This is a genomic window from Microbacterium sp. HSID17254, assembly GCF_003989315.1.
In the GTDB taxonomy this organism is placed as follows: domain Bacteria; phylum Actinomycetota; class Actinomycetes; order Actinomycetales; family Microbacteriaceae; genus Microbacterium.
Genome location: NZ_RBLT01000008.1, coordinates 62,469 through 86,592 on the forward strand (window position 1 = coordinate 62,469; position 24,124 = coordinate 86,592).

Annotated in this window: 34 protein-coding genes and 3 tRNA genes; 8 read left to right on the top strand and 29 right to left on the bottom strand. The window is 63.1% G+C overall.

Going from position 1 to position 24,124, the window contains the following annotated elements:
- Positions 1–25: 25 nt before the first annotated feature.
- The gene (gene tilS / locus D8M34_RS06540; RefSeq protein WP_126893500.1) at positions 26–1,018 is read right to left on the bottom strand and encodes a tRNA lysidine(34) synthetase TilS; all 993 of its coding nucleotides are present in this window, start codon (positions 1,016–1,018) and stop codon (positions 26–28) included.
- A gap of 67 nt (positions 1,019–1,085) precedes the next feature.
- Here tilS and D8M34_RS06545 point away from each other — a divergent pair, with 67 nt between their 5' ends.
- Both D8M34_RS06545 and ppa read left to right on the top strand, forming a co-directional pair.
- Positions 1,086–1,742 carry a TMEM175 family protein gene (locus tag D8M34_RS06545; RefSeq protein ID WP_025104592.1) on the top strand — a complete coding sequence of 219 codons (657 nt, stop codon included), beginning with the start codon at positions 1,086–1,088 and terminating at the stop codon, positions 1,740–1,742.
- 44 nt (positions 1,743–1,786) lie between these two features.
- Positions 1,787–2,278: an inorganic diphosphatase gene (ppa, locus tag D8M34_RS06550; protein WP_025104593.1), complete on the top strand. Its 492-nt coding sequence runs from the start codon at positions 1,787–1,789 to the stop codon at positions 2,276–2,278.
- A gap of 133 nt (positions 2,279–2,411) precedes the next feature.
- On the opposite strand, the gene D8M34_RS06555 is transcribed toward ppa, so the two are convergent.
- Positions 2,412–3,761 (bottom strand): M23 family metallopeptidase, encoded by a 1,350-nt coding sequence (locus tag D8M34_RS06555; RefSeq protein WP_126893501.1) that lies wholly within the window; start codon positions 3,759–3,761, stop codon positions 2,412–2,414.
- A gap of 211 nt (positions 3,762–3,972) precedes the next feature.
- Between D8M34_RS06555 and D8M34_RS06560 the strand changes: the two genes are divergently transcribed.
- The 3 genes from D8M34_RS06560 (at position 3,973) to D8M34_RS06570 (ending at position 4,291) form a co-directional block, all read left to right on the top strand.
- Positions 3,973–4,045, top strand: a tRNA-Glu gene (locus tag D8M34_RS06560).
- 31 nt (positions 4,046–4,076) lie between these two features.
- Positions 4,077–4,150: transfer RNA gene (locus tag D8M34_RS06565), tRNA-Asp, on the top strand.
- A gap of 68 nt (positions 4,151–4,218) precedes the next feature.
- Positions 4,219–4,291 (top strand) — tRNA-Phe (locus D8M34_RS06570).
- 90 nt (positions 4,292–4,381) lie between these two features.
- On the opposite strand, the gene D8M34_RS18815 is transcribed toward D8M34_RS06570, so the two are convergent.
- Positions 4,382–4,540 carry a hypothetical protein gene (locus D8M34_RS18815; protein WP_153244988.1) on the bottom strand — a complete coding sequence of 53 codons (159 nt, stop codon included), beginning with the start codon at positions 4,538–4,540 and terminating at the stop codon, positions 4,382–4,384.
- Entirely contained in the window at positions 4,537–4,827 is a 291-nt protein-coding gene (locus D8M34_RS19845) for a DUF3263 domain-containing protein (protein WP_126893502.1), read from the bottom strand. The genes D8M34_RS18815 and D8M34_RS19845 overlap by 4 nt, the downstream gene beginning before the upstream one ends.
- Positions 4,828–5,446: 619 nt before the next feature.
- On the opposite strand from D8M34_RS19845, the gene D8M34_RS18820 reads away from it, so the two are divergent.
- Together D8M34_RS18820 and D8M34_RS06580 are read left to right on the top strand one after the other, a co-directional pair.
- Entirely contained in the window at positions 5,447–5,623 is a 177-nt protein-coding gene (locus D8M34_RS18820) for a hypothetical protein (RefSeq protein ID WP_153244989.1), read from the top strand.
- Positions 5,624–5,659: 36 nt separating this feature from the next.
- Positions 5,660–6,022 (top strand): hypothetical protein, encoded by a 363-nt coding sequence (locus D8M34_RS06580; RefSeq protein ID WP_126893503.1) that lies wholly within the window; start codon positions 5,660–5,662, stop codon positions 6,020–6,022.
- Between the two features lie 61 nt (positions 6,023–6,083).
- On the opposite strand, the gene D8M34_RS06585 is transcribed toward D8M34_RS06580, so the two are convergent.
- From D8M34_RS06585 to D8M34_RS06625, 9 genes are all read right to left on the bottom strand, one after another.
- Positions 6,084–6,311: a hypothetical protein gene (locus tag D8M34_RS06585; protein ID WP_126893504.1), complete on the bottom strand. Its 228-nt coding sequence runs from the start codon at positions 6,309–6,311 to the stop codon at positions 6,084–6,086.
- Positions 6,312–6,335: 24 nt separating this feature from the next.
- The gene (locus D8M34_RS06590) at positions 6,336–6,680 is read right to left on the bottom strand and encodes a hypothetical protein (protein WP_126893505.1); all 345 of its coding nucleotides are present in this window, start codon (positions 6,678–6,680) and stop codon (positions 6,336–6,338) included.
- Complete coding sequence (locus D8M34_RS06595; protein WP_126893506.1) at positions 6,680–6,880, bottom strand: DUF7620 family protein; 201 nt, start codon at positions 6,878–6,880, stop codon at positions 6,680–6,682. Before D8M34_RS06595 ends, D8M34_RS06590 begins: the two co-directional genes overlap by 1 nt.
- Positions 6,881–7,164: 284 nt before the next feature.
- On the bottom strand, positions 7,165–7,848 hold the full coding sequence (locus D8M34_RS06600; RefSeq protein WP_126893507.1) for a hypothetical protein: 684 nt from the start codon (positions 7,846–7,848) through the stop codon (positions 7,165–7,167).
- The gene (locus tag D8M34_RS06605) at positions 7,833–8,381 is read right to left on the bottom strand and encodes a hypothetical protein (RefSeq protein ID WP_126893508.1); all 549 of its coding nucleotides are present in this window, start codon (positions 8,379–8,381) and stop codon (positions 7,833–7,835) included. Before D8M34_RS06605 ends, D8M34_RS06600 begins: the two co-directional genes overlap by 16 nt.
- A gap of 68 nt (positions 8,382–8,449) precedes the next feature.
- On the bottom strand, positions 8,450–9,319 hold the full coding sequence (locus D8M34_RS06610) for a hypothetical protein (RefSeq protein ID WP_126893509.1): 870 nt from the start codon (positions 9,317–9,319) through the stop codon (positions 8,450–8,452).
- Positions 9,316–10,167, bottom strand: a complete 852-nt coding sequence (locus D8M34_RS06615; RefSeq protein ID WP_161973041.1) for a hypothetical protein — start codon at positions 10,165–10,167, stop codon at positions 9,316–9,318. Before D8M34_RS06615 ends, D8M34_RS06610 begins: the two co-directional genes overlap by 4 nt.
- Positions 10,168–10,438: 271 nt before the next feature.
- Positions 10,439–11,269 carry a hypothetical protein gene (locus D8M34_RS06620; RefSeq protein WP_126893511.1) on the bottom strand — a complete coding sequence of 277 codons (831 nt, stop codon included), beginning with the start codon at positions 11,267–11,269 and terminating at the stop codon, positions 10,439–10,441.
- Positions 11,269–13,974, bottom strand: a complete 2,706-nt coding sequence (locus D8M34_RS06625) for a phage tail tape measure protein (RefSeq protein ID WP_126893512.1) — start codon at positions 13,972–13,974, stop codon at positions 11,269–11,271. Before D8M34_RS06625 ends, D8M34_RS06620 begins: the two co-directional genes overlap by 1 nt.
- 102 nt (positions 13,975–14,076) lie before the next feature.
- On the opposite strand from D8M34_RS06625, the gene D8M34_RS06630 reads away from it, so the two are divergent.
- A complete protein-coding gene (locus D8M34_RS06630) occupies positions 14,077–14,262 on the top strand; it encodes a hypothetical protein (RefSeq protein WP_126893513.1) in 186 nt (61 codons plus the stop codon).
- A gap of 364 nt (positions 14,263–14,626) precedes the next feature.
- Here D8M34_RS06630 and D8M34_RS06635 read toward each other — a convergent pair whose 3' ends face one another.
- The 16 genes from D8M34_RS06635 to D8M34_RS19855 all read right to left on the bottom strand — a co-directional run bounded on the left by D8M34_RS06635 (position 14,627) and on the right by D8M34_RS19855 (position 24,113).
- On the bottom strand, positions 14,627–15,019 hold the full coding sequence (locus D8M34_RS06635; protein ID WP_126893514.1) for a hypothetical protein: 393 nt from the start codon (positions 15,017–15,019) through the stop codon (positions 14,627–14,629).
- A gap of 78 nt (positions 15,020–15,097) precedes the next feature.
- Entirely contained in the window at positions 15,098–15,601 is a 504-nt protein-coding gene (locus D8M34_RS06640) for a phage tail tube protein (protein WP_126893515.1), read from the bottom strand.
- A gap of 96 nt (positions 15,602–15,697) precedes the next feature.
- Positions 15,698–15,889, bottom strand: coding sequence for a hypothetical protein (locus D8M34_RS06645; RefSeq protein ID WP_126893516.1), 192 nt, complete (start codon positions 15,887–15,889; stop codon positions 15,698–15,700).
- Positions 15,889–16,305 (bottom strand): hypothetical protein, encoded by a 417-nt coding sequence (locus D8M34_RS06650; protein WP_126893517.1) that lies wholly within the window; start codon positions 16,303–16,305, stop codon positions 15,889–15,891. Before D8M34_RS06650 ends, D8M34_RS06645 begins: the two co-directional genes overlap by 1 nt.
- Entirely contained in the window at positions 16,302–16,703 is a 402-nt protein-coding gene (locus tag D8M34_RS06655; protein WP_126893518.1) for a hypothetical protein, read from the bottom strand. Before D8M34_RS06655 ends, D8M34_RS06650 begins: the two co-directional genes overlap by 4 nt.
- Positions 16,696–17,277, bottom strand: coding sequence for an NUMOD4 motif-containing HNH endonuclease (locus tag D8M34_RS19850; RefSeq protein ID WP_126893519.1), 582 nt, complete (start codon positions 17,275–17,277; stop codon positions 16,696–16,698). The genes D8M34_RS06655 and D8M34_RS19850 overlap by 8 nt, the downstream gene beginning before the upstream one ends.
- A 96-nt stretch (positions 17,278–17,373) precedes the next feature.
- Positions 17,374–17,775, bottom strand: coding sequence for a DUF6093 family protein (locus D8M34_RS06665; RefSeq protein ID WP_274543253.1), 402 nt, complete (start codon positions 17,773–17,775; stop codon positions 17,374–17,376).
- Entirely contained in the window at positions 17,775–18,236 is a 462-nt protein-coding gene (locus D8M34_RS06670) for a Gp19/Gp15/Gp42 family protein (protein ID WP_161973042.1), read from the bottom strand. Before D8M34_RS06670 ends, D8M34_RS06665 begins: the two co-directional genes overlap by 1 nt.
- Before the next feature lie 37 nt (positions 18,237–18,273).
- Positions 18,274–18,402 (bottom strand): hypothetical protein, encoded by a 129-nt coding sequence (locus D8M34_RS19745; RefSeq protein ID WP_274543251.1) that lies wholly within the window; start codon positions 18,400–18,402, stop codon positions 18,274–18,276.
- 2 nt (positions 18,403–18,404) lie between these two features.
- Complete coding sequence (locus tag D8M34_RS06675; protein ID WP_126893522.1) at positions 18,405–19,304, bottom strand: phage major capsid family protein; 900 nt, start codon at positions 19,302–19,304, stop codon at positions 18,405–18,407.
- Positions 19,305–19,313: 9 nt separating this feature from the next.
- Entirely contained in the window at positions 19,314–19,790 is a 477-nt protein-coding gene (locus D8M34_RS06680; RefSeq protein WP_126893523.1) for a hypothetical protein, read from the bottom strand.
- 76 nt (positions 19,791–19,866) lie between these two features.
- A complete protein-coding gene (locus D8M34_RS06685) occupies positions 19,867–20,526 on the bottom strand; it encodes a VG15 protein (protein ID WP_126893524.1) in 660 nt (219 codons plus the stop codon).
- Positions 20,483–21,937: a phage portal protein gene (locus tag D8M34_RS06690; RefSeq protein ID WP_126893525.1), complete on the bottom strand. Its 1,455-nt coding sequence runs from the start codon at positions 21,935–21,937 to the stop codon at positions 20,483–20,485. Before D8M34_RS06690 ends, D8M34_RS06685 begins: the two co-directional genes overlap by 44 nt.
- On the bottom strand, positions 21,934–23,316 hold the full coding sequence (locus D8M34_RS06695; RefSeq protein WP_202976254.1) for a terminase large subunit domain-containing protein: 1,383 nt from the start codon (positions 23,314–23,316) through the stop codon (positions 21,934–21,936). The genes D8M34_RS06690 and D8M34_RS06695 overlap by 4 nt, the downstream gene beginning before the upstream one ends.
- A 91-nt stretch (positions 23,317–23,407) precedes the next feature.
- Positions 23,408–23,638 carry a hypothetical protein gene (locus tag D8M34_RS06700; protein WP_126893526.1) on the bottom strand — a complete coding sequence of 77 codons (231 nt, stop codon included), beginning with the start codon at positions 23,636–23,638 and terminating at the stop codon, positions 23,408–23,410.
- Positions 23,639–23,825: 187 nt separating this feature from the next.
- Positions 23,826–24,113 (bottom strand): HNH endonuclease, encoded by a 288-nt coding sequence (locus tag D8M34_RS19855; protein ID WP_126893527.1) that lies wholly within the window; start codon positions 24,111–24,113, stop codon positions 23,826–23,828.
- Between the last annotated feature and the right edge of the window lie 11 nt (positions 24,114–24,124).

A 24,124-nucleotide genomic window follows, 5' to 3' on the forward strand; every position in this document is an offset into this window, starting at 1 on the left:
ACGCGACGCCGCCGCGGCCCGCGATTCAGCGGGTCGCGGCGGTGAACACGATCCGGCCGCCCTGGCGCACGGCGGCGCACCCCGGCAGGTCGATCGGGCCCTGACCCGACCAGTCGGTCACGAGGCGGGCGACCTCGATCGTCTGCGCGCGGCTCAGGCTCGCCCCGAACTCGCTGTCGACCACGAGACGGATGATGCGGTTGCGCAGCGCGGCCGGGTTGGCGGCGAGCGCGGCGACGCTCACCGAGATCCCGGCCTCGGCGTGCTCGACGATGTCCTCGATCGTCTCGTGGATCATCTCGTCGAACGCCTCCGCGTCCTCCCGGAGCTGCTCGGCGGTGCGCGCCAACGCCTCGGCGATGCCCGGGCCGAGTTGCGTCTCCAGCACCGGGAGCACGTGGCGACGCACCCGCACCCGCGTGTAGCGGTCATCGGTGTTGTGGGGGTCGTCCCACGGCTGCAGCTCCGCCGCGGCGCAGAACGCACGGGTGGTCTCGCGGCGCACGCCGAGCAGCGGGCGCAGCCACCGGAGGCCGTCATCGTCCTCCCGGTCCGGCGCCATGCCCTGCAGGCTCGTCGCCCCGGAGCCGCGGGCGAGTCCGAGCAGGACCGTCTCGGCCTGATCGTCGAGCGTGTGACCGAGCAGGACCGCCCGCGCGCCGATGTCGCCCGCCGCGTCCCGGAGCACGCGGTAGCGCGCGTCGCGCGCGGCCGCCTCCGGACCACCGTCGCCGTCGACCTCGACGCGGACGACGAGCGCCTCCAATCCGAGCCGTCCGGCGATGCGTGCCGTCTCGGCGGCGACCTCGGCGGACCCGTCCTGCAGACCGTGGTCGACCGTCACCGCGGTCGCACGCACCCCGACTTTCGCGGCCTCGAACGCGGTGGCCGCCGCCAGTGCGAGCGAGTCGGCACCGCCGGACACCGCGACGACGACGGTCGAGCCCTCGGGCAGGTCGGCGAGCGCGGTGCGCACGGCGAGGCGGATCTCGGCGACGGCGGGGTCGAGGGATGGCATCCCTCCACGCTAGGGCACCGTCTCGGCTGCCGTGTCGCCCGAAACCGCGCAGGGCTATCCTGGCGCCGTGACCGGTCGCTCCCCTGCTCCGTCGTTCCGCCCTGAGCGCTTCAAGGCGTTCGTCGATGCGGTCGTGGCGATCGCGATGACGTTGCTGATCCTGCCGCTCACGGACTCGGTCGCCGAGGCGGCCGCCGATCACCTGGATACGGCAGAGTTCCTCGCCGCACACGCGGGCCAGCTTCTGAGCTTCGGATTGAGCTTCCTCCTCATCGCGGTGTTCTGGATGGGGCACCACAGTCAGTACCGGGACGTCCAGGCGGTCACGCCGGCGCTGCTGTGGATCAACGTGGCGTGGATGGCGACCATCGTGTGGCTGCCGGTGCCGACGGCGATGATCGGTCAGATGGAGCCCGACCCTCTGCAGGCGGTCCTCTACATCGGCACGCTCCTTCTGACGCAGGTCACGACGCTCGCCGGCTGGCTCTATCTGCAGCGGCACGGGGAGCTCATCACGGCACCCCCGGCGGTGATCCGCGGCGGAATCGCCGGTGATCTCGCGGCGATCGTCCTTTTCGCGATCGCCCTGGTCATCGCCGTCGCCGCGTCGCCGAACGGATACCTGGGGTTGCTGGTCCTCCTGTTGAGCAGTCCTCTCTCACGCCTCCTGAACCGGATCGTCCAGCGGCGGCACCGGGACAGCCATCCCGCGACCCCCGAGTAGGCTGGTCCGCGGCATCCCAACCGATCTTCCTGAGGAGCACACGCATGGGCGCACACGACGCCGTCATCGAGATCCCGCGCGGCAGCCGCGTGAAGTACGAGGTCGACCACGAGACCGGGCGAGTGCACCTCGACCGCGTGCTCTACACGACCTTCGGCTACCCGGCCGACTACGGCTACTTCGACAACACGCTCGGCGAGGACGGCGACCCGCTCGACGTGCTGGTGCTCCTCGACCACCAGATCTACCCCGGCGTCGTCGTCGAGGTCCGCCCCGTCGCCGTGCTGAAGATGAGCGACGAGGCCGGCGGAGACGACAAGCTCGTCGCCGTGCTCTCCAAGGACCCGCGCTGGGCGCACATCCAGGACATCGACGACGTGCCGGAGTACACGAAGAAGGAGATCGCGCACTTCTTCGAGCACTACAAGGACCTCGAGCCCAACAAGTGGGTCAAGGTCGACGAGTGGGGCAACGCCGCCGAGGCGCAGCGCATCCTCGACGAGGCCATCGTCCGCTTCGGCGAGCAGGGCCACTGACCTTATCTGGGTCGCTGACCTCTCTGGGTCGCTGACCTCTCTGGGTCGCTGACCTCTCTGGGTCGCTGAGCCTGTCGAAGCGAAGACCCCCGGACGCCAGGCGTCCGGGGGTCTTCTGCTGTCCAGCCGTCCGTCAGACGGAGATGCCCTTGCCCGCCATGAAGTCGATGGGGTTACTGTAGCGGCCGTTGATGTAGACCTCGAAGTGCAGGTGGCAGCCGAAGGAGCCGCCGGTGTTGCCCGCGTAGGCGATGACCTGTCCGGCCTCGACCCACTGGCCGCTGCGCACGGCGAACCCGCCGGGCTTGATGTGCGCGTAGCCGGTGGCGATGCCGCCGCCGTGCTGGATGCGGACGTAGTTGCCGTAGCCGCCGTTGTAGAAGGCCGCGTCGACCGTGCCCGAGTGGGCGGCGTAGATCGCCGCGCCGCAGCCGTTCGCGAGGTCGACGCCGTAGTGCCAGCTCGAAGAGCAGCCGTTGGCGTTGCACTGCTGCGAGCGGGGGCCGTAGCCGGAGCTGCGGTAGCCACCGTGCGGACGCACCCAGCCACCGCTTCCCGGGGTGCCGCCTCCGCCGCTGTTCCCCCCGGCGTTCGCGGCGGCCTCGGCGGCCTCGCGGCGCTTGCGCTCCTTCTCGCGCTCCTCGACGCCCTTCTGGTACCCGGCGACGGTGGTCGCGGTGGTGTCCTTCAGCGCGGCGAGCTGCGCCTGCATCGTGGCGAGGTTCGCCGACTGCTCGTCGAGAGCGGCCTGGGCGGCGTCGGCGGCCTGCTGCGCTGCGACCATCTTCTCTTCGGCGATCTTCTGAAGCCGGTCGCGCTCGTCCCGGGCGACGACCGCCTGGTCGCTGAGGGACTGCGCGGAGTTCCGCGCGGCGACCGCGTCGTTGTAGACGGTCTGGTTGTACTCGAGGAGCTTGTCCATCGAGCCGAGGCGGGCGAGGAGCTCGTCGGCGTTGCCTGCGGAGCCCGCGAAGAACAGCTCCAGCGAGGTGTCGTCACCGCCGTTGCGGTAGAGCTGCGCGGCGACCTGGCCGGCCTTGCGGGCGGACTCGTCGGCGACGGCGGCCTGCGCGTCCGCCTTCTCCTGCAGCGAGTCGGCCTCCGCGATCGCGGCGAAGTAGGCCTGCTGCGCGTTGTAGAACTCGGTCGAGGCGACCTCGGCGGCGGCCTGCGTCTCGGAGACCTTCTGCGTGAGCGACTGGATCAGCCCCTCGATGCGCTTCACTTCGGCGGCCTTGGAGGCCTCGTTCTGCTTGGCCTTCTGCACGTCGTCCCAGCTCGGGTACGACGCGGCGTGGGCGGCCGTGACGCCGGACGTGATGCCGAACGCGCTGAGGGCGACGACGCTGAGCGCGCCGAGTCCGAGAGCGCCGCGGCGGCTGATGCCGTCGCCGAAGAGGGTACGTCGCTCCGTCGGGGTGGGCGCACACCCGCAGTCCGCGGATGCCGCGAGTGCCGCATCCTGCGTGGTCTTGTCGTTCACACGGCCCCTTCCGCCGGTTTCACAGATGCCACAGTAACAACAACTTTCACACCAGCACCAGACTTCTGGAGCGGCGTGAACGGCATCCCCGGCCCCTCCATGGTCCCGCTCGAACACGCCCGGGGGAAGCGGGTTCCGGCCTCGATTCGCGATTTGCCCGGATGATCCCTTATGCTTGAGCGTCGGCAAGGAAGTCCCCCGGGACTGACTCGGCCCCATCGTTTAGCGGCCTAGGACGCCGCCCTTTCACGGCGGTAGCACGGGTTCGAATCCCGTTGGGGTCACTCCATCCGATACAATTGAAAACACCAGTATGGCCCTGTAGCGCAGTTGGTTAGCGTGCCGCCCTGTCACGGCGGAGGTCGCGGGTTCAAGTCCCGTCAGGGTCGCTCCGTGCGACGAGCTCTTTCTTCGGAGAGGGCTCTTCGTCTAGGACGCGGCAGCATCATCGCCGCGCGGCTCTGTAGCTCAGTTGGTAGAGCGTTCGACTGAAAATCGAAAGGTCACCGGATCGATGCCGGTCGGAGCCACTCGCCCTTTCCCTAGGCTTCTACTGGGGAGAGGGCGTTTTGCTTTGTGACCAGGATAAGCCTGGTGCATCCGATGGTGCATCCGACCGCTCAGACATCATCCACCCACGCCTCGTAGTCGGGCTCAGTGCGGCGGTATACGCACCCCAGGCCATCAGTCGGCGTCGGCCCGTTGTAGTACTCAACGAACTCCTCAGGCTTTACCGGATGATCGAAGTACAGTGGCCGGCCGTCCTTGCGGGCGGTCATGCTGCCGTCCGTCCAGCTCGCGCTGCCGCCTGCCTCTCGGCACGCTCTCTGACCATGCGCGCTGTCACCGGGTCGGTTTTGATCCCCTCGGCGGATTGTGCGGCACGGTGGAGGAGTGTGTAGTAGCGGACTTCGGTGATACCAAGTTGGTGGAGGATGGCGTGAGTCTTGGCGGACGTGTGCTTCGGGTGGCGGGCTTCGAAGGCGAGTAGTTCTGCGGGCGTCACGCTCGACACGATGCCACGATCCACTGACACGAACCGTCTGGACCGCGTTCTGGCGATCATTACCTAACAGCGATCTCTTTAGGTTAGGAAGGCTAGGCGCGGCGGGCGTCACGGTTTCGATCTTGCCGCGAACCGCAGGCGTTTGATGGTTGCACGGTGTATATACACCTTGGTAACATGGAAACAAGAACACCGCGTGATCCCCGCCTACATCGCTTCGGATCACGCCTCAATAGAGGAGTCTCCGTGGCTATTCCGACCCCATGGCGCGAAGCACAGTCCAGGCCGCGAGCGGTGGCACGTCGAGTAACCTCGACGATCGATGACGTAGACCGTGCGATCGAGCAGGCAAGGGGAATCCAGTCCCTGTCTCCCGCTCGACGCATAGTGCTGGATGACCTGACCGCTTATCGCCGTCACCTCCTGTCTTTGTCGGACCCCCTCAGTAGGAATGAGGGGTGACCGGTGACAACCCCTGCCAAGCACCCAATCTGCGGAGCGCCCTGTCGATACGGCGGACTGAGCGCCGCACGAAAGCACGCCCGCTCGGAACTTGGATGGATGTGGCACTGCAACCGGAAGGTGCCAACCGAGGGTGTGCGTTGCTTCCAGCACTCGAAGGTCTCCGCTAATGGCTAGCGTCTCTCCCCGTACTCTCGCATCTGGCGAGGTTCCGGGCATGATGGTCTTCGTGCCGAATCAGCCGAAGACCCCGCACATGTCGTTCCGGATCGACGGCGACCTGAAACGCGACGTGCTGCACCTGGCGAAGATCAACGGCGAATCAGCATCAGACATCGTGCGGCGTGCGTTCGAGAACTACCGCGACGAGTACAGCCACCTACTCGACAACTAGACTGACTTGTCTCGGCCGGAGGAAGGATGATCCGGCATGCAATCAAGAGGCCTGTCCCCCACTGTGAAACTCAGTGTTGAGTTGGATGCGATCTGTTCACGCAACAGGTACACGACCGACACGGCGCCCGTTCTAGACGAGCTCAGGGCCGCCGCGGGTGACCGCGCAGACGTGCTCGCTGAGGCCGTGGGCACATGGGTTGGCTACTTCGAGGGCGCCTATACGGCGACCCTCTGTGCGGCCCTCAGAGCGCTCCCGGACCTGGACCCGTGGATCGCGTTGGGGAAGCATCGTCGGTCGCTCCCAGACCCGTCCACGCCGGAACGGTTGGGGCATGGGCAGGCGGCGGCACTCCCCCTCTACATCACCACCGACCCGACGATCCTCGACGCCCCGTAAACGCGTGAACGCCCCCACCTAGCCCTGTGCGGGCCGGGTGGGGGCGTTCGTGATTTGATGGTCAGTTAGCATTGGCCGGCGCCGCATACACAGCACCGAAACCGACCAGGAACCCACCGACCGCGAGGCCGATGATGCTCCACACTTCATCGCCAGTGATCGCACCATCCGACAGTGCGGCCGTGATCGCCGACCCAACACCACCAGTCGCGAGACCCGCGATGCCACCAGCAAAAGCCTTCTTCGTACGCGCCCAGAACGACGGCGCATCAACAACAGGTGTACTCATGTGCTTCTCCTTCAAACCTCGAACTCAGCGGCCACGTATGCGGTGCTCCTGCGGGAGCTGCACGCGACGCTGATAGATGAAGACCACCCACGCGAGGGTGACCAAGAGCGTGTACAGGCCGAACGCGACCCACTCGCGGCCGGGGAAGTCCCCCAGAAACCTGACAGCGGCGATGAACGCCACCACAAGAATCAGAGCCGCCTTCTGCGACACCAGAATCCGAGTGATCGGCTGCATCTCCCGCACACGCAACAACCGGCGACGCCACCGAGCAAACGGGACAGCAGTCGTCACCTGATAGAAGATGAACAACCCAAGCGGAACCACCCAGGAGAACAAGACGAACAAGATCACGTCATCGATCAGCATCACGCCCCCCTGATCCCCGCCAACACGCGCTCACCAATGTGATTCACATACCCGTGCTGCTGAATACGGCCCACCAACTGCGATACCTCCGCCGCACGCGCCTGCGCATCCGCCAGCGACTTATCCGCCGCCGCATTCGCCTGATCCGCCTCAGCCTTGACGCCGCCGCCGACGAGTTTCCGTAGTTTCTTCCACATCATCCGGCTCACCCCCTGCCGTAGGTAGAGAGTCCAGAACCCGTGCAGTAACCCGCCCCGTAGACACAAGCTCACTGACCTGCTGACGCATCACGTCACCCGCAGAACGTTCCTTGAGATACGCGTCACGCCACGAATCCACTGCACTCTTAGGAACGAGCCGGCCGGTGAGAATCATCAGCACAGTCACGGCAAGAAGTCCCGTCGAGCCGAGATCCATAACGCTCAGGCTGGATACAAATGAAGACCAAGGGTCCATGTCGCCCCCTCGCCTTGCCCGCCGCGCGTCATCCCTTCGCGGTGCCGCGTGATCCCCGCAGCTCATCAGCAACGGTGGGTGCGGTCTTCGTGGAACCACCGATCCGGTCCTTGATCCACTGGACGACCCGCGCCACCCCGCTCAGGCTGCTCGAGATCGTCGGCTCACCATCCTTGCCACCAACACGCGTCTTCAACCACGCAACATCCCGCTCGAGCTGCTGTGCGCGTGCACGGTCCTCATCTGTGAACATGTCGTCCTCCACACTGTTCCCGCCCGAAGCGGTCTTGCCGTAGTTCTGATCCCTGTCACGCAGGTACTCGAAGTGGTGCCGCTCGTTAGGCACGTACAGCCGGTTACGGATAAACCCGTTCTCGGCGAGAATCGCAACGATCCGCGCGTTCACCCAGTCGTCCGAGTCGAGGGCAGTCCCCTTCGTGTGGAACGCGAGCGGGTCATCCGGGTGCAACGCCTTCGAGTGCCCCGGGTAGAACGCGGCCTTGAACCCCGACATCACGTACCGGTTCCACGCGTTGAACATCGACAACTGGACGTCCCAGTTCCGGTACGTCGAGTTCACGTCAATGTCGCGGCCGAACTCAGCACGCACCTGAGCTTCCGCGCGCCTGAACGCCGAAGCCGCCTCGGGAGTGAACTGCACCCCTGGCCGAACAGTCTCGATAGCAGCGCCGCCCATCAGCGGACGCTCCACGAGAACAACGTCTCCGAATGGAAACCGCCAGAGGGCTGCATGACCCCGTTGGTGAAGAGCCTCACGTACACGAACCCCGATGCCGTGTCGTTCGCGCGGACTCTAGACGTGCGTGTGGGTGCTGCCCACGCGGGGAGCGTCGTTGCTGTGGTGTTGGCCGGACCACCAAACAGACCGCCACGGAACCACGCAACACCACCCTGCAACGACACCTGCGGGGCACCGCCACCCGTGTTCGCAGTCCACCCGGTAGCTGCCGTCAAGTTCGTCCACGGGATGTCCCACGTCGTGTTCAACGGAACCCAACCAGACCCGTCATGGACGTACGAAACACCCGTGTCGAGAGCGAACCCCGCGAGCCCCTTCCGCTTGTAGGCGTACGAGTTCAACGCCGCCAGGTTCGCGCGAATGATCCGGTTCCCAACGTCAGCCGCGTAAAGCGCTGCCTGAGTCGGATCAACCTTGATGTCAGGGGCATCCGTATCAACAAAGATCGGCCTGCCCGTCGTCGGGTCGTTGCTGTTGACTGCCATGTGTCCCCCTTTAGAAACACGAAACGCCCACCCGAAGGTGAGCGTCGAAGATGTGAAAGGTCTGCTTTTCAGCGTGTGACGTTGAACCTCAAAGCACCGGACATGGGGTCGGTCGCAATGCCGTTCCAAATGGTTTGCCCACCCCCGGGGGCGAGAACACCGACACCGCGTTGACCGAGCGCGAGGAAAGCGCCCCAGTTCGGCATCCGCAACCATCCCGCGCGCGTGCCCAGGGGCAACGGCAAAGGGTCGATGATCGTGGGGAAGAACCCCGGGAGGGCTCCGTACTCATGGACCCCGATCGATGCGTTCCCCAACTCGGAAACCAGCGGGAGAAACACGTCAACAAAGTTGACAGACACCACACCAGCCAAGGCGTCCTTAATTCGATCACCATACGTCCACAGGCCACGCGTGGAGTTCGACGCCCACGGGTCGCTGTTACCCCAACGTCCGCCACTGTTGAAGCGTCCTGAATCCTCCGCACGCACCACAAACTCAAACGTCTCAGGAACGGCCACCGACTCCGGGGGCGCTTCCGTAGCCGTCACCCCCGTGATCTTCCCCTGGATGATGCCGGTGGCCCAGTTGATCTCAACGTCGTCATTCACGGCCGGCGTGTACCCGGAACGGTAAAACAAGCTGTAGGCGACACCATCAACTGTGACCGTCGCCCGCGGCGACCCGGTAGCCGTGATCTTCCCCACAGGACTCAACGGGCGCATCGGGCCAGTAAGCGACGGAACACCGTTCACCCAGTCCACCCGAACAGGCATCCCCGCCACAGGCGGGTAAAACCCCACGCACCGGACAGGGATCGTAGCCGCGCCAATGTTCACCACCGCCAGCGGCCCATCCATCTTCACAAACAAGGCCGTCTCAGACCGAGCCGACGTCACCCCCGCAAGTTGCCGCTGAATGACCTCAACATCGCTCACGACAACTCCCGATCCACCCGCAAGGTCACGTTCATGTACGGGCTATCCGACAAAGACACCCTCCGCACACGGCCCACCAACGGTCGACGCCACCCCACAAGCTGAGCCACATCACCGATCTCAACCACCGGATTCACATGACACTGCACCTCAACGTCATACTGCTGCGCACCAATCGACTGCGCCAACACCGACTGCACCGCGCGATCCGCCTGCGCCTGCGTTTTCACCAGCTCCGACGAGTAGTAGCGAGTGTTCGTGCCGTAGTTGCCCGACACCGCCAAGTCACCCGTCGTCACCCTTGCAGTCGCGTAGATCGGATTACCGTTGGCGTCCTCAAACGACCCAACGACCTCGTTGAACACCTGATCGGTATCAATCTCGTCCGCGACATCAAGAACCGTCCCCAGATCCCCCAACCGCAACGTCACAACAGGCGCCCCAACAGCATCCGGCACCACAGTCCACGCCCCACGACTGTTCACCACCGCCGACCCTGACAACACCCGACCCAATTCGTGCACAGCCTCCAACCGGCCACCCTGACGCGCCTCCCACACCTTCGTCGCAGGAAGTGCAACATCCGCAACCGACTGCTCCACAGGCATACCCGTCAACCGCCGAATCTCCCCGTACGCCGACACCCCAGCCCGCGACTGCTCCGGAGACACAAACCCACGCCGAGCAACGTCCTCATCCAACGACGAGAACTTCAACCCCACACTCGACGCAACCACAACCTCGCGGCCCTCAAACGTCGCCGTCCACTCCTGCGCAGACGGAACCGACGTCACCCGAAACATCCCCAAAGACACAGCCTCAGAGAAATCGCCAGCACGAACCGTCATCACCAACTCAACACGAGCCCGAAATGGCGACAACACACCCCTCGTACCCACCGGCACAAGAGAGTCCCCAGACACCGACTCCTGAACAACAGAACCGGAACCCGACGTGCATACCTTCGCCCCAAGATCAGACTCCAACTGCCAAGCCTCAAGCCGCAAACCAGTCCGAACCCGTTCGGACCCGTTGAACACATTCACGGTCAGGTCGCGCTCAAACGACCCAGACAACACATCATCCAACCCCGCCGAATGCTGCCTCACAGGAACCCCCTCACCCCGCCGCACCAGCCAAGTCATACCGCCGATTCACATCAGCGGCAGTCAAATGCGCCAAGTTCAACTCAGCCGCCGTCGCAAACGACACGTTGAGATCGATCGCCCGCAACGTCGGAACAAACAAACCCGGAACAGGCGGAGCGACCTCATCACCCTCAACAGGATGCGAAATCTCTCCCGAGCCCCACCTGTACCCGACGTCCACCTCAGACACGGACAACGCAGAAAGAAACAACGGTTGAGGAACCCGCATCACCCGGTCCAGCTCCCCCAACCGAACACACACAATGGGAGGCCGGCCATCATCGCCAAACATGGCCTGAACCGCATCCGCGTCCGCGGTCGTCGAAGTCCGAACGTCAAGCGTCAGACCCGAAACGCCCTGCCGGGGCTCTGACAAGACCACCCCCACGCGACGGCCCCGCGGACGCGAAACCACACCAGGGACGGGACGCGAGAACGAAACTGCCGAATCCGTGCCCAACGACACCCGTACGGCGCCCTGAGGGTCCAACGGGTTGTGCATCCACGAATCAGCCGACGCCACCGTCACCTCAGTCGAAGCAGTGAACCCGAGAGACTGACCAGTCGCGTTGAACTGCTCAGCCCGATACGTCACCGGAACATTGAACGGGATCTCATGATCGATCCGCGTCAACGTGCCGCCCGTAACCGCACGCACACCACCACGCATCTGAAACTCGCGACCACCCGCAAGCCGATACACCGTCACCGTCGCCGTGCCCGCCACAAACGAAGGAAAGAACACCTCCACACGCGGACACGGCGACGCATCCACAAACGGAGTCACCACAGGAGCAGCCATCAAGCACGCACCCCCCTACTCGACACACGCTCACGCGCACCGTCATAAGCGACAATCTGCTCCTGAACGACAGCACGAACAGGGTTCCCATCCACCATCAGCGTCATCACCGCACCCGCAAGAGACACCTGTACCGGGGCCTGCTGCTGAGGTTGCTGGAAACCGAACCGCTCCCCCGCCTCAACCCACACCCCATACGAACGCGTACGACGCTTCGGGTCCATCGAGATGTACGCCTCGTCGTACTCCTCAGCGAACTTGTGCAGGCCGCCAGAGGTGTACGGGTAGATCCCCGGCTCAACCCCACCACCAGCAAACGCCTTCACGCCGCCCGAGTAGACACCGCCCTCAGCGTTCCCCGCCGGCTTCAACACCGTGCCCACACCAACCGTCGACACAGGAATGTTGAAGTGCGTACGAACCGCCTCATTCAACCGGCCCAGAATCCCGTCCAAGCCCGCATGAGCCTGAGACGTATCCGCCAGAACCTTGATCTGCCGCTCAGTCGGAATCGCATACACCTTGTCAGCGAGAGCAACCGCCTGGTCGCGAGTGGCACCCATCTGCATCGCAGAGTTGATAAGAGCCTCACGGCCCTCACGCATCCTGGCCGTGTACGCCTCCGTCGAACCGTCAAGCTCGAACTGAGCAGCAGCCGCAGCCTGCGAATCGGACGCAAGCCCAACAAGCATCTCCATGTTCGCCCGGCCCGCCGCAGTCGAAACATCCAAACCAATCGCACCGTTCGCGATGGCCTCATTAACCGCGGCCAACGTCTCCTGGTAACGGATGTTCGACGACACCGCATCCTGACCGACACCGTTCGCCTCGTTCATCGAATCGATCAGCTGCATCAGCTGCGAGTTCAGATCCTCAACCTGACTTGCCTGCTCCATGTACGCATCCGCCGCAGTCTGCGTAACCTGCTCCGACTCGCCCATAGCCAGGTTCAAGAACTCGGATGAGTCCTCCGCGATGTTCGCCGCGGTCGCCTGATCCAGAAGCGCAGACTTCAACGCCGGCATCTCGTCGAGCAGCTTCCGAGTCGACTCAGGCGTGAGGTCGAAAGACTCCGCCAATGCCTTGAACTCGGCCTGAGCAGCCGGGAGATCCGTCTGCGAGAGCTCGGCCAGCGCGTCACCATACCGCTTGATCGAATCAAGCGCGCCCTGCTCCGAGAACGACAGATCAGCCCACCGCCACTGTGCATCAGCAGCTCGGTCGAGAAGACCCGGAAGATCCTTCAACTCCTCGGCGTAGTCACCGAACAGGTTGCTCTCCAAGCCGCCCCGGCTGAACGCCGTCTTGAAAGACTCCATCGAATCAGTCGACGTCGCAATGCTATTCAGCAACTCCTCCTGCTTCGGCTGCCCCTCCGCAACCGCCGCGTTGAAGGAGACGACGGCTGCCGTGGCAACCGCCATAGCGATCCCCCAAGGCCCACCAAGGAACGACGCGAAACGGGACAGCCCCGCGCGTGCGGTCGTCCCGTTGAGGTTGAGATCGATCATCGCAACCTTGAGTGCCGCAATTTTGGGGATCGCGATGAGCGCGCCACCGCCCAACAGCCCAACACCTGCCGTAAGGATGCCGACACCCAACGCGGCCTGCTTCGCCCAGTCCGGCAACGCGTTGAATCCATCAACCATGTTCGTCAACGCCTGCACCAGGAACCGGAGCGGCCCGTTCGCGCCCTCTCCCATCGAGATGAACGCGGTGTCCAGGGCGCCCGTGAACGCTTCCCAGTCGCCCATGAGGTTGTCGAGCCGAGTGGCCGCGGTCTCAGCCGCATACCCCTGGTCGTCCACGGCAGTGATCCAGTTACGGATACCCTCTTCGCCCTCGCCGAGCACGACAGCCGCAGCACGATACGCGTCCGTACCGAAGATCGTCTTCAACGTTGACGACTGCTGCTCAGCAGACATGTCCCCAAGTGCAGCTTGCAGCTTGCCCGCGTACGCCGCCAGGCCAATGAAGTTGCCCTGCTGGTCAAAGGCCTGCAAGTTGTACTGCTCAACCAGGTCCGCGGCCTTCTTAGTCGTCGGGTTCAGGTTCAACAGCATCGTCTTCAACGACGTACCAGCATCCGAACCGAGAAGACCCTGCGACGCGAAAGCCGCAAGCGCTGCCGTCGTCTCCTCAATCGACAGACCGGTCAGCGCCGCAGCCTGCCCACCCTGCGAAAGCGCCTGAGACAGATCAGAGACGTCGCCCATCGCTTTGCCGGCACCAGCAGCCAACAAGTCCGCCACATGCGACATGTCCGAACCCTCAAGCTTGAACGTCTTGAGCGCCGTCGCCGCGATACCAGCAGCATCAGCAACACCAAGACCGCCAGCCGCCGCGAGGTCAAGCGCACCCTTGAGCCCGCCGCCGAGGATGTCCTTCGCATCAACACCGGCCTTAGCCATCTCCTCGATAGCGTTCGCAGACTCCGTAGCAGAGAAGACCGTAGCCGCACCCGCATCAAGAGCCGCCTGGCGCAGAGCATCCATGTTCTCGCGAGCGTCATCACCAGTCGCGGCAACGAACGACATGGCCTGATCGAACTCCGCGAACTTAGACACGGCGACGCCGATGCCAGCCGCAAGAGCTGCTCCCATCGCAACGCCAGCAGCGCCAACCGTGTTCATCGACTCGCGCGTCTGGGCCAGCTTCTCCGCCTGCGTCCCGACCGTGCGCGTGGCCTGAGCCGCCTCCAACATGCCGCGCTTGTAGTCATCGACTGTCGCAGACAAGCGAACCCGCACAACCCGTTCAGCCAAAATGCACCCCCAGAAATGCGAAAAGCCCCCTAAACTGGGGGCATGAAGTGGTTCATGTTTGGCGTGACGGTCCTCTTTGGCGTACTCGCCATCGGGGCCGTTATCTACGGAATCGCCATGCTTGCCACGGGGGCAGTGATCGCAGGGCTTATCGGAATTGTCGTTGCTGGGGCACTCACGGTTATGGCCGCATCGGTCGGCAAATCCCTGCGCGAGACCTCAAGCTAGGCTTTACGCTCAACCCGCCACAGCAGCGAGCCCATATCCGCATCCGGGTACTGTTTCCGGTAGCGTTCTTGCGCTTCGTGCAAAGCACGTGCCGCGAAATCGGTAGTTGGCAGTTCGACGCTGAACTTGTACTGGTTCGCAGGATCAGTGGCGTCCGCGATGGGAATTCCGTGGGGACCGCGAGGGACCGCAGCCTCAGCCCGATCCGCGAGAAGCGCCGCCACGTCCCAGTCAGAGAACTCCGACTCCTGCACAGTCACCGCCCGAACTACGCGCCCCGAGCCGTCGTACTCGTACGTCGTTACCGTGCTCGGCTCCCAACCGAACAACCTGCGAGGCGACACCCGCATCTCGCGGGCCAGGCTTACGACTGGCCCGCCTGTGCTTTTCCCAAGTCGCGGAGCGCCTGCAACGACGAGTTCACGTTCATGCCCCAGATCGAAACCTCGATAGTGTTCCGCCACACAGAATCCAGCACCGAATACAACTCGGCCCACGACTCCGCGTCCGCGTCCTCCCCAGATACGCGAACGCGGGGATAGGCGGACGCAAGCCCCTTCGGGTTGTAGCCGACCATCGCGTCACCCTCGACGCCCCGGCGAGGCGGGTTAGACGCAACCAGCGCATCCCACTCATCAGGAAGAAGCTTCTCGAACTCGAGCTCCACCCGCTCACCACCTGCAACAACCTCCACCGCCTGCGTCTTCACAACCGCAAGCTCGGCGCGCTGCTTCGCAATCAAATCCTTGATACTCAAGTCTCACCTCTCACCAAACCTCACCAGAAAGAAGGAACCGTGGGCGGGGCGGTGAGAAACCCCACCCACGGTCGTCAATCACGCAACGATGGCAACATCCCGGTGGACCGCTCCGGAAACGAATAGCTTCTGAACTTTCTGAAGCTCAGTGTTCGCAGTCGGTGCAACCTTCCGCTGCACACCCGCACGGATCGGGATCACGTCGACCTTCTGCGACGCGGCCGGCTCCGTCTCATTCGGGATACCCAGACGGTGCACGATGAACCCAGTCGCGCCCTCAGTCAGCGACGTCTCGGCCGGCGTCGGCGTCGTCGAGTTCGACACGTACTGCACCTCAAGGGTGTCCGTCACCGTACCCGCAAGCTCAAGCACCTGCTTGAGCGTGTACCGACCAGTCGTGATCGTGTTCTCCGTCGTCTCATGACGGAAACCATCCGGCACCAACGAATACGTCAGCGCCTTCACCGTGCCAGCCGTCAACTCAGCCGCAGTCGGCGCAGACGGGTCAGCAATCGTAGGGACAAACAGGACAAGGCCGCGACCATCCGCCGCCTGCCCAACAGGAACCTCTTCAAGAGCCATATTCTCTCCTTGGGACACGCCCCACGGAGGGGGCTACAACCCGCCACAGGACCGCGGCGGGTACGAAAAAGCCCCCAACGTTGTGGGGGCTGCAAGTCACTTCCGTTCAGGTTTCGGAGGCTCCGGTTTCGGCTTCCGCTTCACATACCTCGGCGGGCGACTATCATCCACCGGCACCGCATCCACCACGGCATACAGCGACGGATGCGCCTCAAACTCAGCAACAGACACATCAAACTCATGCTGCGGGTCAGACCACACCGCAGACTTCACACGCAGAAACGGCATCAAGCCCTCCTCGACCAGAACCGGAAACTGAAATCACGGAAGAACAAGTCAGCAGTCCGGTCATACCCGTCACCCTCCTCCACATCAGGCACAAGCCCAATCGGAGAACAACGACGCCCCGGAACCACCAACGCGTGCCCGACAAGCTGCCGCAACACCGGCTCCCCCAACGTGTCCAACGCCACATCCGACGTCGTAACCACCCGCACGTCATACGTGAACCGACGATCCGACTCGAACACGCTCACCGCGGTGAACCGAGCATCATCCAACCGGTCAGGCTTCGACGACTTCGCCACCACATAGTTCGCGCGAACAGCCTCATCACCGTTCTTCCGCACAATCGGGAACACCTTGCCCGCCAGAATCGGATGCTCCTCAAGCCGAGCCCGAAACGCCGCAAACTCAGCCTTCATCGCTCCACCTTGTCAATCACAGCCGCCGTGATCGCGATCTCAAGACCACGCACAAAGTCACCCTCATTCGCCTCAAGAGAATCACGCCCCGCATGCTGAGGAGCAGCCGCCACACCACCAGGAGCATCCTCAAGGAAACCCGCCGAAGCACCCGCCGTCTTCCCCAACGACGGACCAACCTCAGCATCAATCGACCCACCCGGGAACTTCAACGTGTAATCAACCGCAGCCGCATACGACGCCGCATACCCACGCGAAACCGTCGCACCCTGCCGCCAATCATCCTTCACATTCCGGGCCGTAACCTCGATCGCCTTCCGAACGTTCCGATTCGCCGCGGCCGGCACCCCACTCAAGTCAGCCGCCAACTCCAACAGCTCCGAGAAGTCATCAGCCATCAGCCAGCCCCCGCTCCATGATTCTCTCGTACTGGCGGTCGGCCACCGACTCGCTCAACGGGAGCCCGCGCTTCTGGGCATAGGCCCGGGCGCGATTGCACGCCATGCACTTTCTGTGCCCCCGCCGGAGTTCAGAAAGCACCAGGTTCGGCTCTACCAGGCCATGCCCCCGAGGGCACAACCTCTTCACCGAGTTGGTGTGAGTTCCGTGACTCCGCTTGTCGGCCTCGTTGGAGACATGTGTGTCCCAACGAAGGTTGGTAAGCCTGTTGTTGGATGCGTCACCATCCCCGTGGCATGCCTCCATCCCGTCTGGTTTTGGGCCGACGAAGGCTTCAAGAACCAGGTGATGCACGAGGCGCGTCTTTTGGCGGCCAGCCCCATCGTGGAGACTCACCTGGAGACGACCGAGTTCGCCTGGAACAGCACGAAGCTGCCGCCCGCGATAGAGGCGAGACTCGTGCGCACCGGCTCGAGAGTAATGGTCTAGCGAACGAACGAGACCGAGATCGCTGACCTCGTAAAGACCTTCGTAGCCAACGACGGGTAGCCAACTATCGGTAGACTGGTTCACAGCCGATCTCCTTCTGACCAAGGCGTTTCGGTTAGGCCCCGAGTTGAGTGTTGACGCACTCCTCGGGGCTGCTCCTATTCTACCGCGCTGCGGGGATCATCCGAGCTCTTCCAGTGGGTATCTGTGGGCGGTAACAGCCCCCGCCACCGGAAACCCCTGCACACGAAACCGACGACCCACCAGCACCGGATCATCCGACCCAACCACCAGCACCTCATCGTTATCCCGCAACAACACAGTCCCAAACGGCACCGACAAATACGGTTCCTGAACCGTCACCGGAGTCGATGGCGCATCCGCATTCGTCACCTCACGCGAACCCCACCGGACACGAGCCTTACCCGCATACCGCTCCAACACGAGATCCCACGTCGGATCACCCGTCACCTCGTCAACACCATCCGCAAACCGGCCAACCTGCACCAGCTCACCCATCCGCGACTCAGCCTCAGCACGCAACCCCGGAAGAGCCGCCGCAATATCCGAACCGAGAGACATCACTCCCCCAGTTCAAAGATCGGCTTACCGGCGATGTCGACCCCGCAAGAGCAGTAACTGGCGCCGAAGGCGAGCGAACACCATGGCAGGTGCGCGGAACCCAACGACGGAACCATATCGATCGAGAAGGCGCCGCTCTCCGTCTCGACCAGGCCAAGCATCCGCCACCACTCATCAAGAATGGTGATCCGCCCCTTGCCCGACTGGTACGAACGCGACGTTGTGCCATCATCAACCGTGATCGACACCTGCGTGGCATCATCCGGGCGCTTGATGTACGCGGCTACGGCCTCACGGACCACATAGTCGAGCTTCATCTCACTGATCGTCGCCATGTCGACGCCCAGTTCCTCAGCACGGTTCTCGATGAGCATGTATGCGTCATCGATATCCATCTGCCACTGCTGCTCCTGGATGGAACCAGGTTCGGGGGCGGCCCTACCCAACTTGACCGCGATCATTGCGGGAGTCACAGTCATGACCGCCCCCTTCCCGTAGTTACTTCTCGCTCTGCGTCTTCGAAGTGCGCTTCGGCTTGTCGCCCTCGCGCTCCCAGTCAGACCCGAGTTCCTTCTCGTCGGGGACGCTCACGATCACGCCGCTCACGACGTTCCGATAGCGCGCCACGATCAGGCCACCTTGTCGACGATCAGCGCGAACGCGTCAAGGTCGGAGATGCCCCAGCCGTACACAACCTCCGCACGGAACGCGACCTGGTTGTTGCGCTTCAGGTCACCCTGCCCGTCCGGGTCGCCGTAACGGATCAGCTCAAGGCCGATCTGCTTCTGGATGCCCCAACGGAAGCCACCGAAGTCACCCACGATGCCGAGGATGCCCGAGGGAGACGCGACGACACCCGCACCGCCGACCGTCCGGGAAACCGACGAACGGTGCCCGTCAAGCTCCGAAACCTCAGTGCTGAGACGGAAGTTCGGGTACAGCTTCTGCTCCGTCTGACCGGCACGCAGCGACGAGAACGCCGCCGCAAACGTCGGGTCCAGGGCGATGTCCGAGGGGACGTACCCCTCAGCGAGAACCAGCAGGTCCGCGGCGTCGAGGTTCGCATACGGCTTGTCCGCCGCAGCACGCTCAACCTGGTTCGTGACCGAAGCGAACTTCTGCGTGATGGTCCCCGAAACCGCACCCGTCTTCGGGTTGATGCCGTGGATCGCACCAAAGTCGAGGGCACGCGACAGGGCCGGCTGGATCTGTGCGAGGATCTGCTTCACCGCGTCAGTCTGGCCATCCTCGTCCGCCCAGAGGACTTCCTCGTTCATGCGAACGGTCTTCTGGAACTTGTGCGGCTCAACGGACTGGACCGTCTTAGTGATGTCGTTGGAGGACTTCTGCCCGCCCTCAGACACGAGCTCAGCCTCACCAGAATCGAACACCATGGCGGTGCCCTTTCCGAAGCGCTGGGCCTCAGCCGGCGAAAGAGTCGCGAGGACAGAACCGCCACGAACCTTCCCCAGCCAGGGAGTCATGATGTTGTCGGGAAGGTCGAGATCCCCAGTTGCAAGTGCAGCCATGGCTGCCTCCTATTCAGTCTGCGCCGAGGCAAACAGGTTCTTCGCGAATGCGCGGAGATCCTTCTCGCCATCGTCGGTAGTGGTCGTGCCGCCCTCCTTGGGGGCACGATTGCCGTTCTTCTTCTGATCCGCGGCGCGCTCCGCCAGACGCTTGGCCTGGGCTTCGAGCGCATCCGCATCGGAACCGGTTAGGAACAGATCACGGTCCTCCGCAGAGATGCCGTGCCGCGTGGCGATCTCGGAACGCAGCACGCGGGCTTCCGCCTCCGCATGCTTGGCCTCGAGTTCGGCGAGCTTCTGCTCTACCGACTTCGCGCCCTCCGCCTTCGCCTTCAGGTCGTTGTAGTCCGCGTACTTCGCCTCGACCCGCGCAATGCGGTCCTTGACGATACGATCCACGTCCGCCTGAGTCAGAACTGTTTCCTGCTTGCCATCGCCACCATCGGTCGCCGTCGAGTCGTCCGTAGTGCTGGTGGTATCACTCATTGGTTCCATCCGTTTCTGTGCCGTCGCACGTCAGAACCCCGAAACTGTCGGGTACAGCCCGCCACAAGACGAGAAATCAATCCGGGTAGTTGCCCTCGAGGTAGTCGCGCAGGAACGCGCGCTCGCGAGGGGACCGACGCCGTTTCGACGCCATGTACTGCACCGTGGAAGCCTCAGGACCAAGCTCGCCGCCCTTGAACACCGGAGCGGCGGTACACATGCAGTCGTCATGCGCCGCGAAACGCACCGTCGCCTCCCGATACACGGCCCCCGCAAGCATCCGACAGAACTTGCACGACGCCGACCCTCGAGTGATACGCGTCCAACCAACCGCCTGAGGATCGCGCTGCCGATTCGACAACACCGTGTCCCGGTACGGACGCGCCATCTCAGACCGCATCAACTGCGCGAACCTGGCGGCTGCGAGCTCATCATCATCAACCGACAACGGTTCAGACGCCCACACAACTCCGCGGCGAATCTTCACCGTCCGATCAAGAACCACCGGAGCCGCCGAGAACCGGCCCGCCACCCCAGCGCGCGCGTCATCGTAGAAGTCCACAGCCAACGCCGCAGAACCCTCCGAATAGAACCCGAGCACATCAGGCACCGTGTCCAACAACTGCACACGACGCGACTCCCACCGACCAGAAGAACGGCGCAGCATCCACCGCACCGTATCCTCCGCATCATCACCCAGCAGCGTCAGTTGCGCCTTCGACTCCAAAGCGGTCACCATTCGCAACCTCCGCCTGACGAGCCTCAATGATCGACAACGCCGACTGCCTGCCAACCGCCCGACGCCGCTCCTGCAACGCCAAATCGATCTCCTGCTGAGACCAACCCAGCCGCCGCATCGCCACCGTCGTCTCCCTCACCCAATCGGGCAGAGAAGCAATCTCCTTAGCACCCGCATCAGCCTGAGCCGCACGAGACAGATACATCGGGCTACGCCACTTCGCATCAATCGACGCCCACGCGTCCGGAACCTCATCCAGACCGTTCTGAATCGCCAAAGCACGAGCAACCGTCCGCCTAATCGGAACAGACCAGTCATCCGTCGCACCCTCAGCCTCGGCAATCAGATCCTCACGAGACGCGTTGTACGCATCCGCCGACGTCGGATTCGCCATATCCGTCAACGCGAAAGCCGAATCCGGAAGGTCATACTCACGCGCCTCAAGCTTCGCCAACGCGTTCAGATCAGCGAGGTGAGGGGCCGGCGACTGAGCAGCAATGTGCTTCACATCGGCGCGACCGCCCTCGATCACGTCACCGCGATCATCGACCGCATCCGGCAACGCCAACGCCCGCCCAAGAGCGATCTGCCACGACGCCTTGTACGACCCGTCCTCGTTCTTGAACATGCCCTCACTGGCGCCCAGAAGGATCAACTGAGGGATCGTGAACACGTCCATGTGGGCCTCAAGCCGCACAAGCTCTCGCAACGCCGCATACTGATGCGAAATCGCAGCCGGGGTGATCCGCGACCGCCCCATACGCTTCGACGTACGCGGCTTGTAAACCAGCGGATCAACCGGAACATGCCACGGATGCTCCGAACGATCAACAACCCAACGCCCATCCTCAAGATCAGCGTTGATCGTCTCCCCGTCCAGATACAGAACGAACCCCGTAATCCGATTCCGCTCCCGAGACGTCACCGACAACAAGTTGTCCAGGCGACGCTTACGCGCGTTCCACTCACCCGTCGCATTCAACGCATCCTTCGCGTGAATCAGCGCAGCCGGCTCATCCTCATCGCCCTTCGTGGTGATCAGATACGAGATGCCATGGATCAGCGAATCAGTACGCCCCTGAGACAACTCCGACAACAGGAAGTTCGAATCCTCAAGCTCCTGCATCCCCAACGCGTCAAGATCACCGTCAGCCCACACCATCTCATCGAGATTGCAACGCCGCGCAAGACCATCCACGCCCTTCGCAGTCCACCCCAGAGCAAGGCCCAACCGGTGATACTGCGGAGGGATGATCGACCCCACCTGCCGAAGCGCCGACTTCCCGTCATACAGGTCAGAACGCTTCCGGTTGTGATGCGTCTTGTCCTTCAACTGCTTCGCCAAGAAATTGACCGTTACAAGCTCGTCATCAGTCAAACCCGGAACACGGATCGCCTCATCAGTCACAGGATCACCGCCGTCCGTTCAATAGCCCTACGCCGCATCGGACGCTCCACGTCATCCTTACGAGCACCCCACAAAGCCAACGTCGCCGACACCACAGGAGTGATATCCGACACCTCGTCCTTGCGATTCCATGCCCAAGCACCCGCCAACGGCCGCTTCCGCGCAACCGACAACGCCACATTCAACTGCGGCTGATCCGTATGCCGAACCAACGGCTCCGCCACCATCACCGCATCAAACAACTGCCCAGAAGCGATCGCCATGTCACGCCCCTCCGCCGCAGCCAACGTCACAACCACATCCGTGCCACGCAGATAGTTCCGCCCACGCCGCTCCTCAACCAGACCGGTCATCTCATCCACAACAACCGCATGCAACTGGTTGCGAGCAGCACGATCAGCAACCCAAGAAGCCACCCAATCAGTGCCCTTCTTCTGATCGTCAAGCTCCACATGCCACAACCCATCGGCACGCCGACCAGCAAGAGCAACAGAAGCCACACGGCGATCAGGCGCCACATCAATCGCCAACGTCAACCGCTCAACCGGCATCGACGCCGGATCAGCAGCCCGAGCCCACGACGCCGCATCAATGACCTCAGGAGTACCCGCAGCATCCCAAATCCCCATCGCCTCACGACGAAACGAATCATCATCCGTCAACTGCTCCCGCATCCGCTGCATCGACTCCAACGGAGTACGAGACGGATACGACGGGTTTGCCTTCTCCCACTGCGAATGGTCATCAGGGTCAGCATCATCGTCCGCCGAGAACTCGACGTAGACCATGTTCTTAGCCTTGCCACCAATCGCCTTCAACCGACGATTCGTGAACTCCTCGCCCGGGTCGGTGGGACGTGGCGGCGTGCCCATGAAGAACAGCAAGGCCCCCGAAGGCTGCTTCGACGCGTTCGTCGCCGGAACCATGTCCTCGAGCGCCTTCTCCGTCAGGATCTGCGCCTCGTCGAACACCTCGATGTCAACCGCGTCGAACCCGCGCCCAAAGCCCGCCTCACGAGCACCGAACATGATCCGAGAACCGTTCTTGAAACGGATCTCCTGCTCACCATTCGTCGCCCGAATACCGTCCGAACGATCCACCGCAAGATGAGGACGGATCTTCTTCTTCCGAACCATGCCCTGCATCGTCGTGAACGTCATCGTCGACGTCCGAGTCCGATGCGCGGTCCACAACACCGTCAAATTAGGGAACAACACACACAGGGCAATGATGATCATGCCCACAAGGAACGTCTTACCCACCTGACGCGGGATCGACAACACGACCCCACCAACAGTGGCCGCATACTTCCCGTCCCTGCGCTTCCCCAACGCCACAGAACCAATACCGTGCTGCCACGAATCGAACGTGACGCCCATCGCAGCGCACTGAGCAACCACGCGAGGCCAAGCCGTCGTCACAATCCCAGACGGAATCACCACATGACGCGCAACCTCAGACAACTTCCGATCAGATGGCTGCGGCGTCGAACTCCCCGTCCTCGACATTCGCGCCGCCCTCCGCGTCCTCAGCACCACCACGCTGCAACGCCTCAATCTCCTTCGACAGAAGCGACAACTGACGATGCAAAGCAGCCTTCGCCGGCCCCTTCTCATCAGGAAGATCCGCCGCAATCTCACGCCGCTGCGCCAACAGAATCTGCAAGTAGTCACCCGACTCAATCGCCTCAGCAAGAGTCATGATCTTCGGGGGCTCAGGAACCTCATCCGGGAGCAACGCGCGCACAGGAGCCTTTCGAACAACCATTCGAAACCACCTCGCAGAACGAAGAAAAAATGTCGGGGAGGGAAGACGGCAAGCCCCGGAGACCCGCCAGGGGTGGGTTGGTGGGGGCACTCCCCCTGGGTTCGAAGCGGTGTTCGATTGGTCAGTTGAGTGCGCCTGATCGTTTGATGATTGGTGCGTCGACTCGGGCGCGTTTCTTGCTGTTGCATCGCCAGTGCGCGGGTTGTGCGTTGCTGGTGTCGTGCCGTCCGCCTTTGTTGATGGGGATGATGTGGTCGGCGACGTATGCTTCGGGGTTTGGTTTGCGTGTTCCGGGGATGAAGTATGGGATGTCGTAGTCCAAAGGTTCTCCGCAGAGTCGGCAGTTACCCCCGATGCGGCGGACGTGTTGGCGCATGCGGTCTTGCATTGCGGTGTTGCGCCTGACCATGGTTGCCTCGC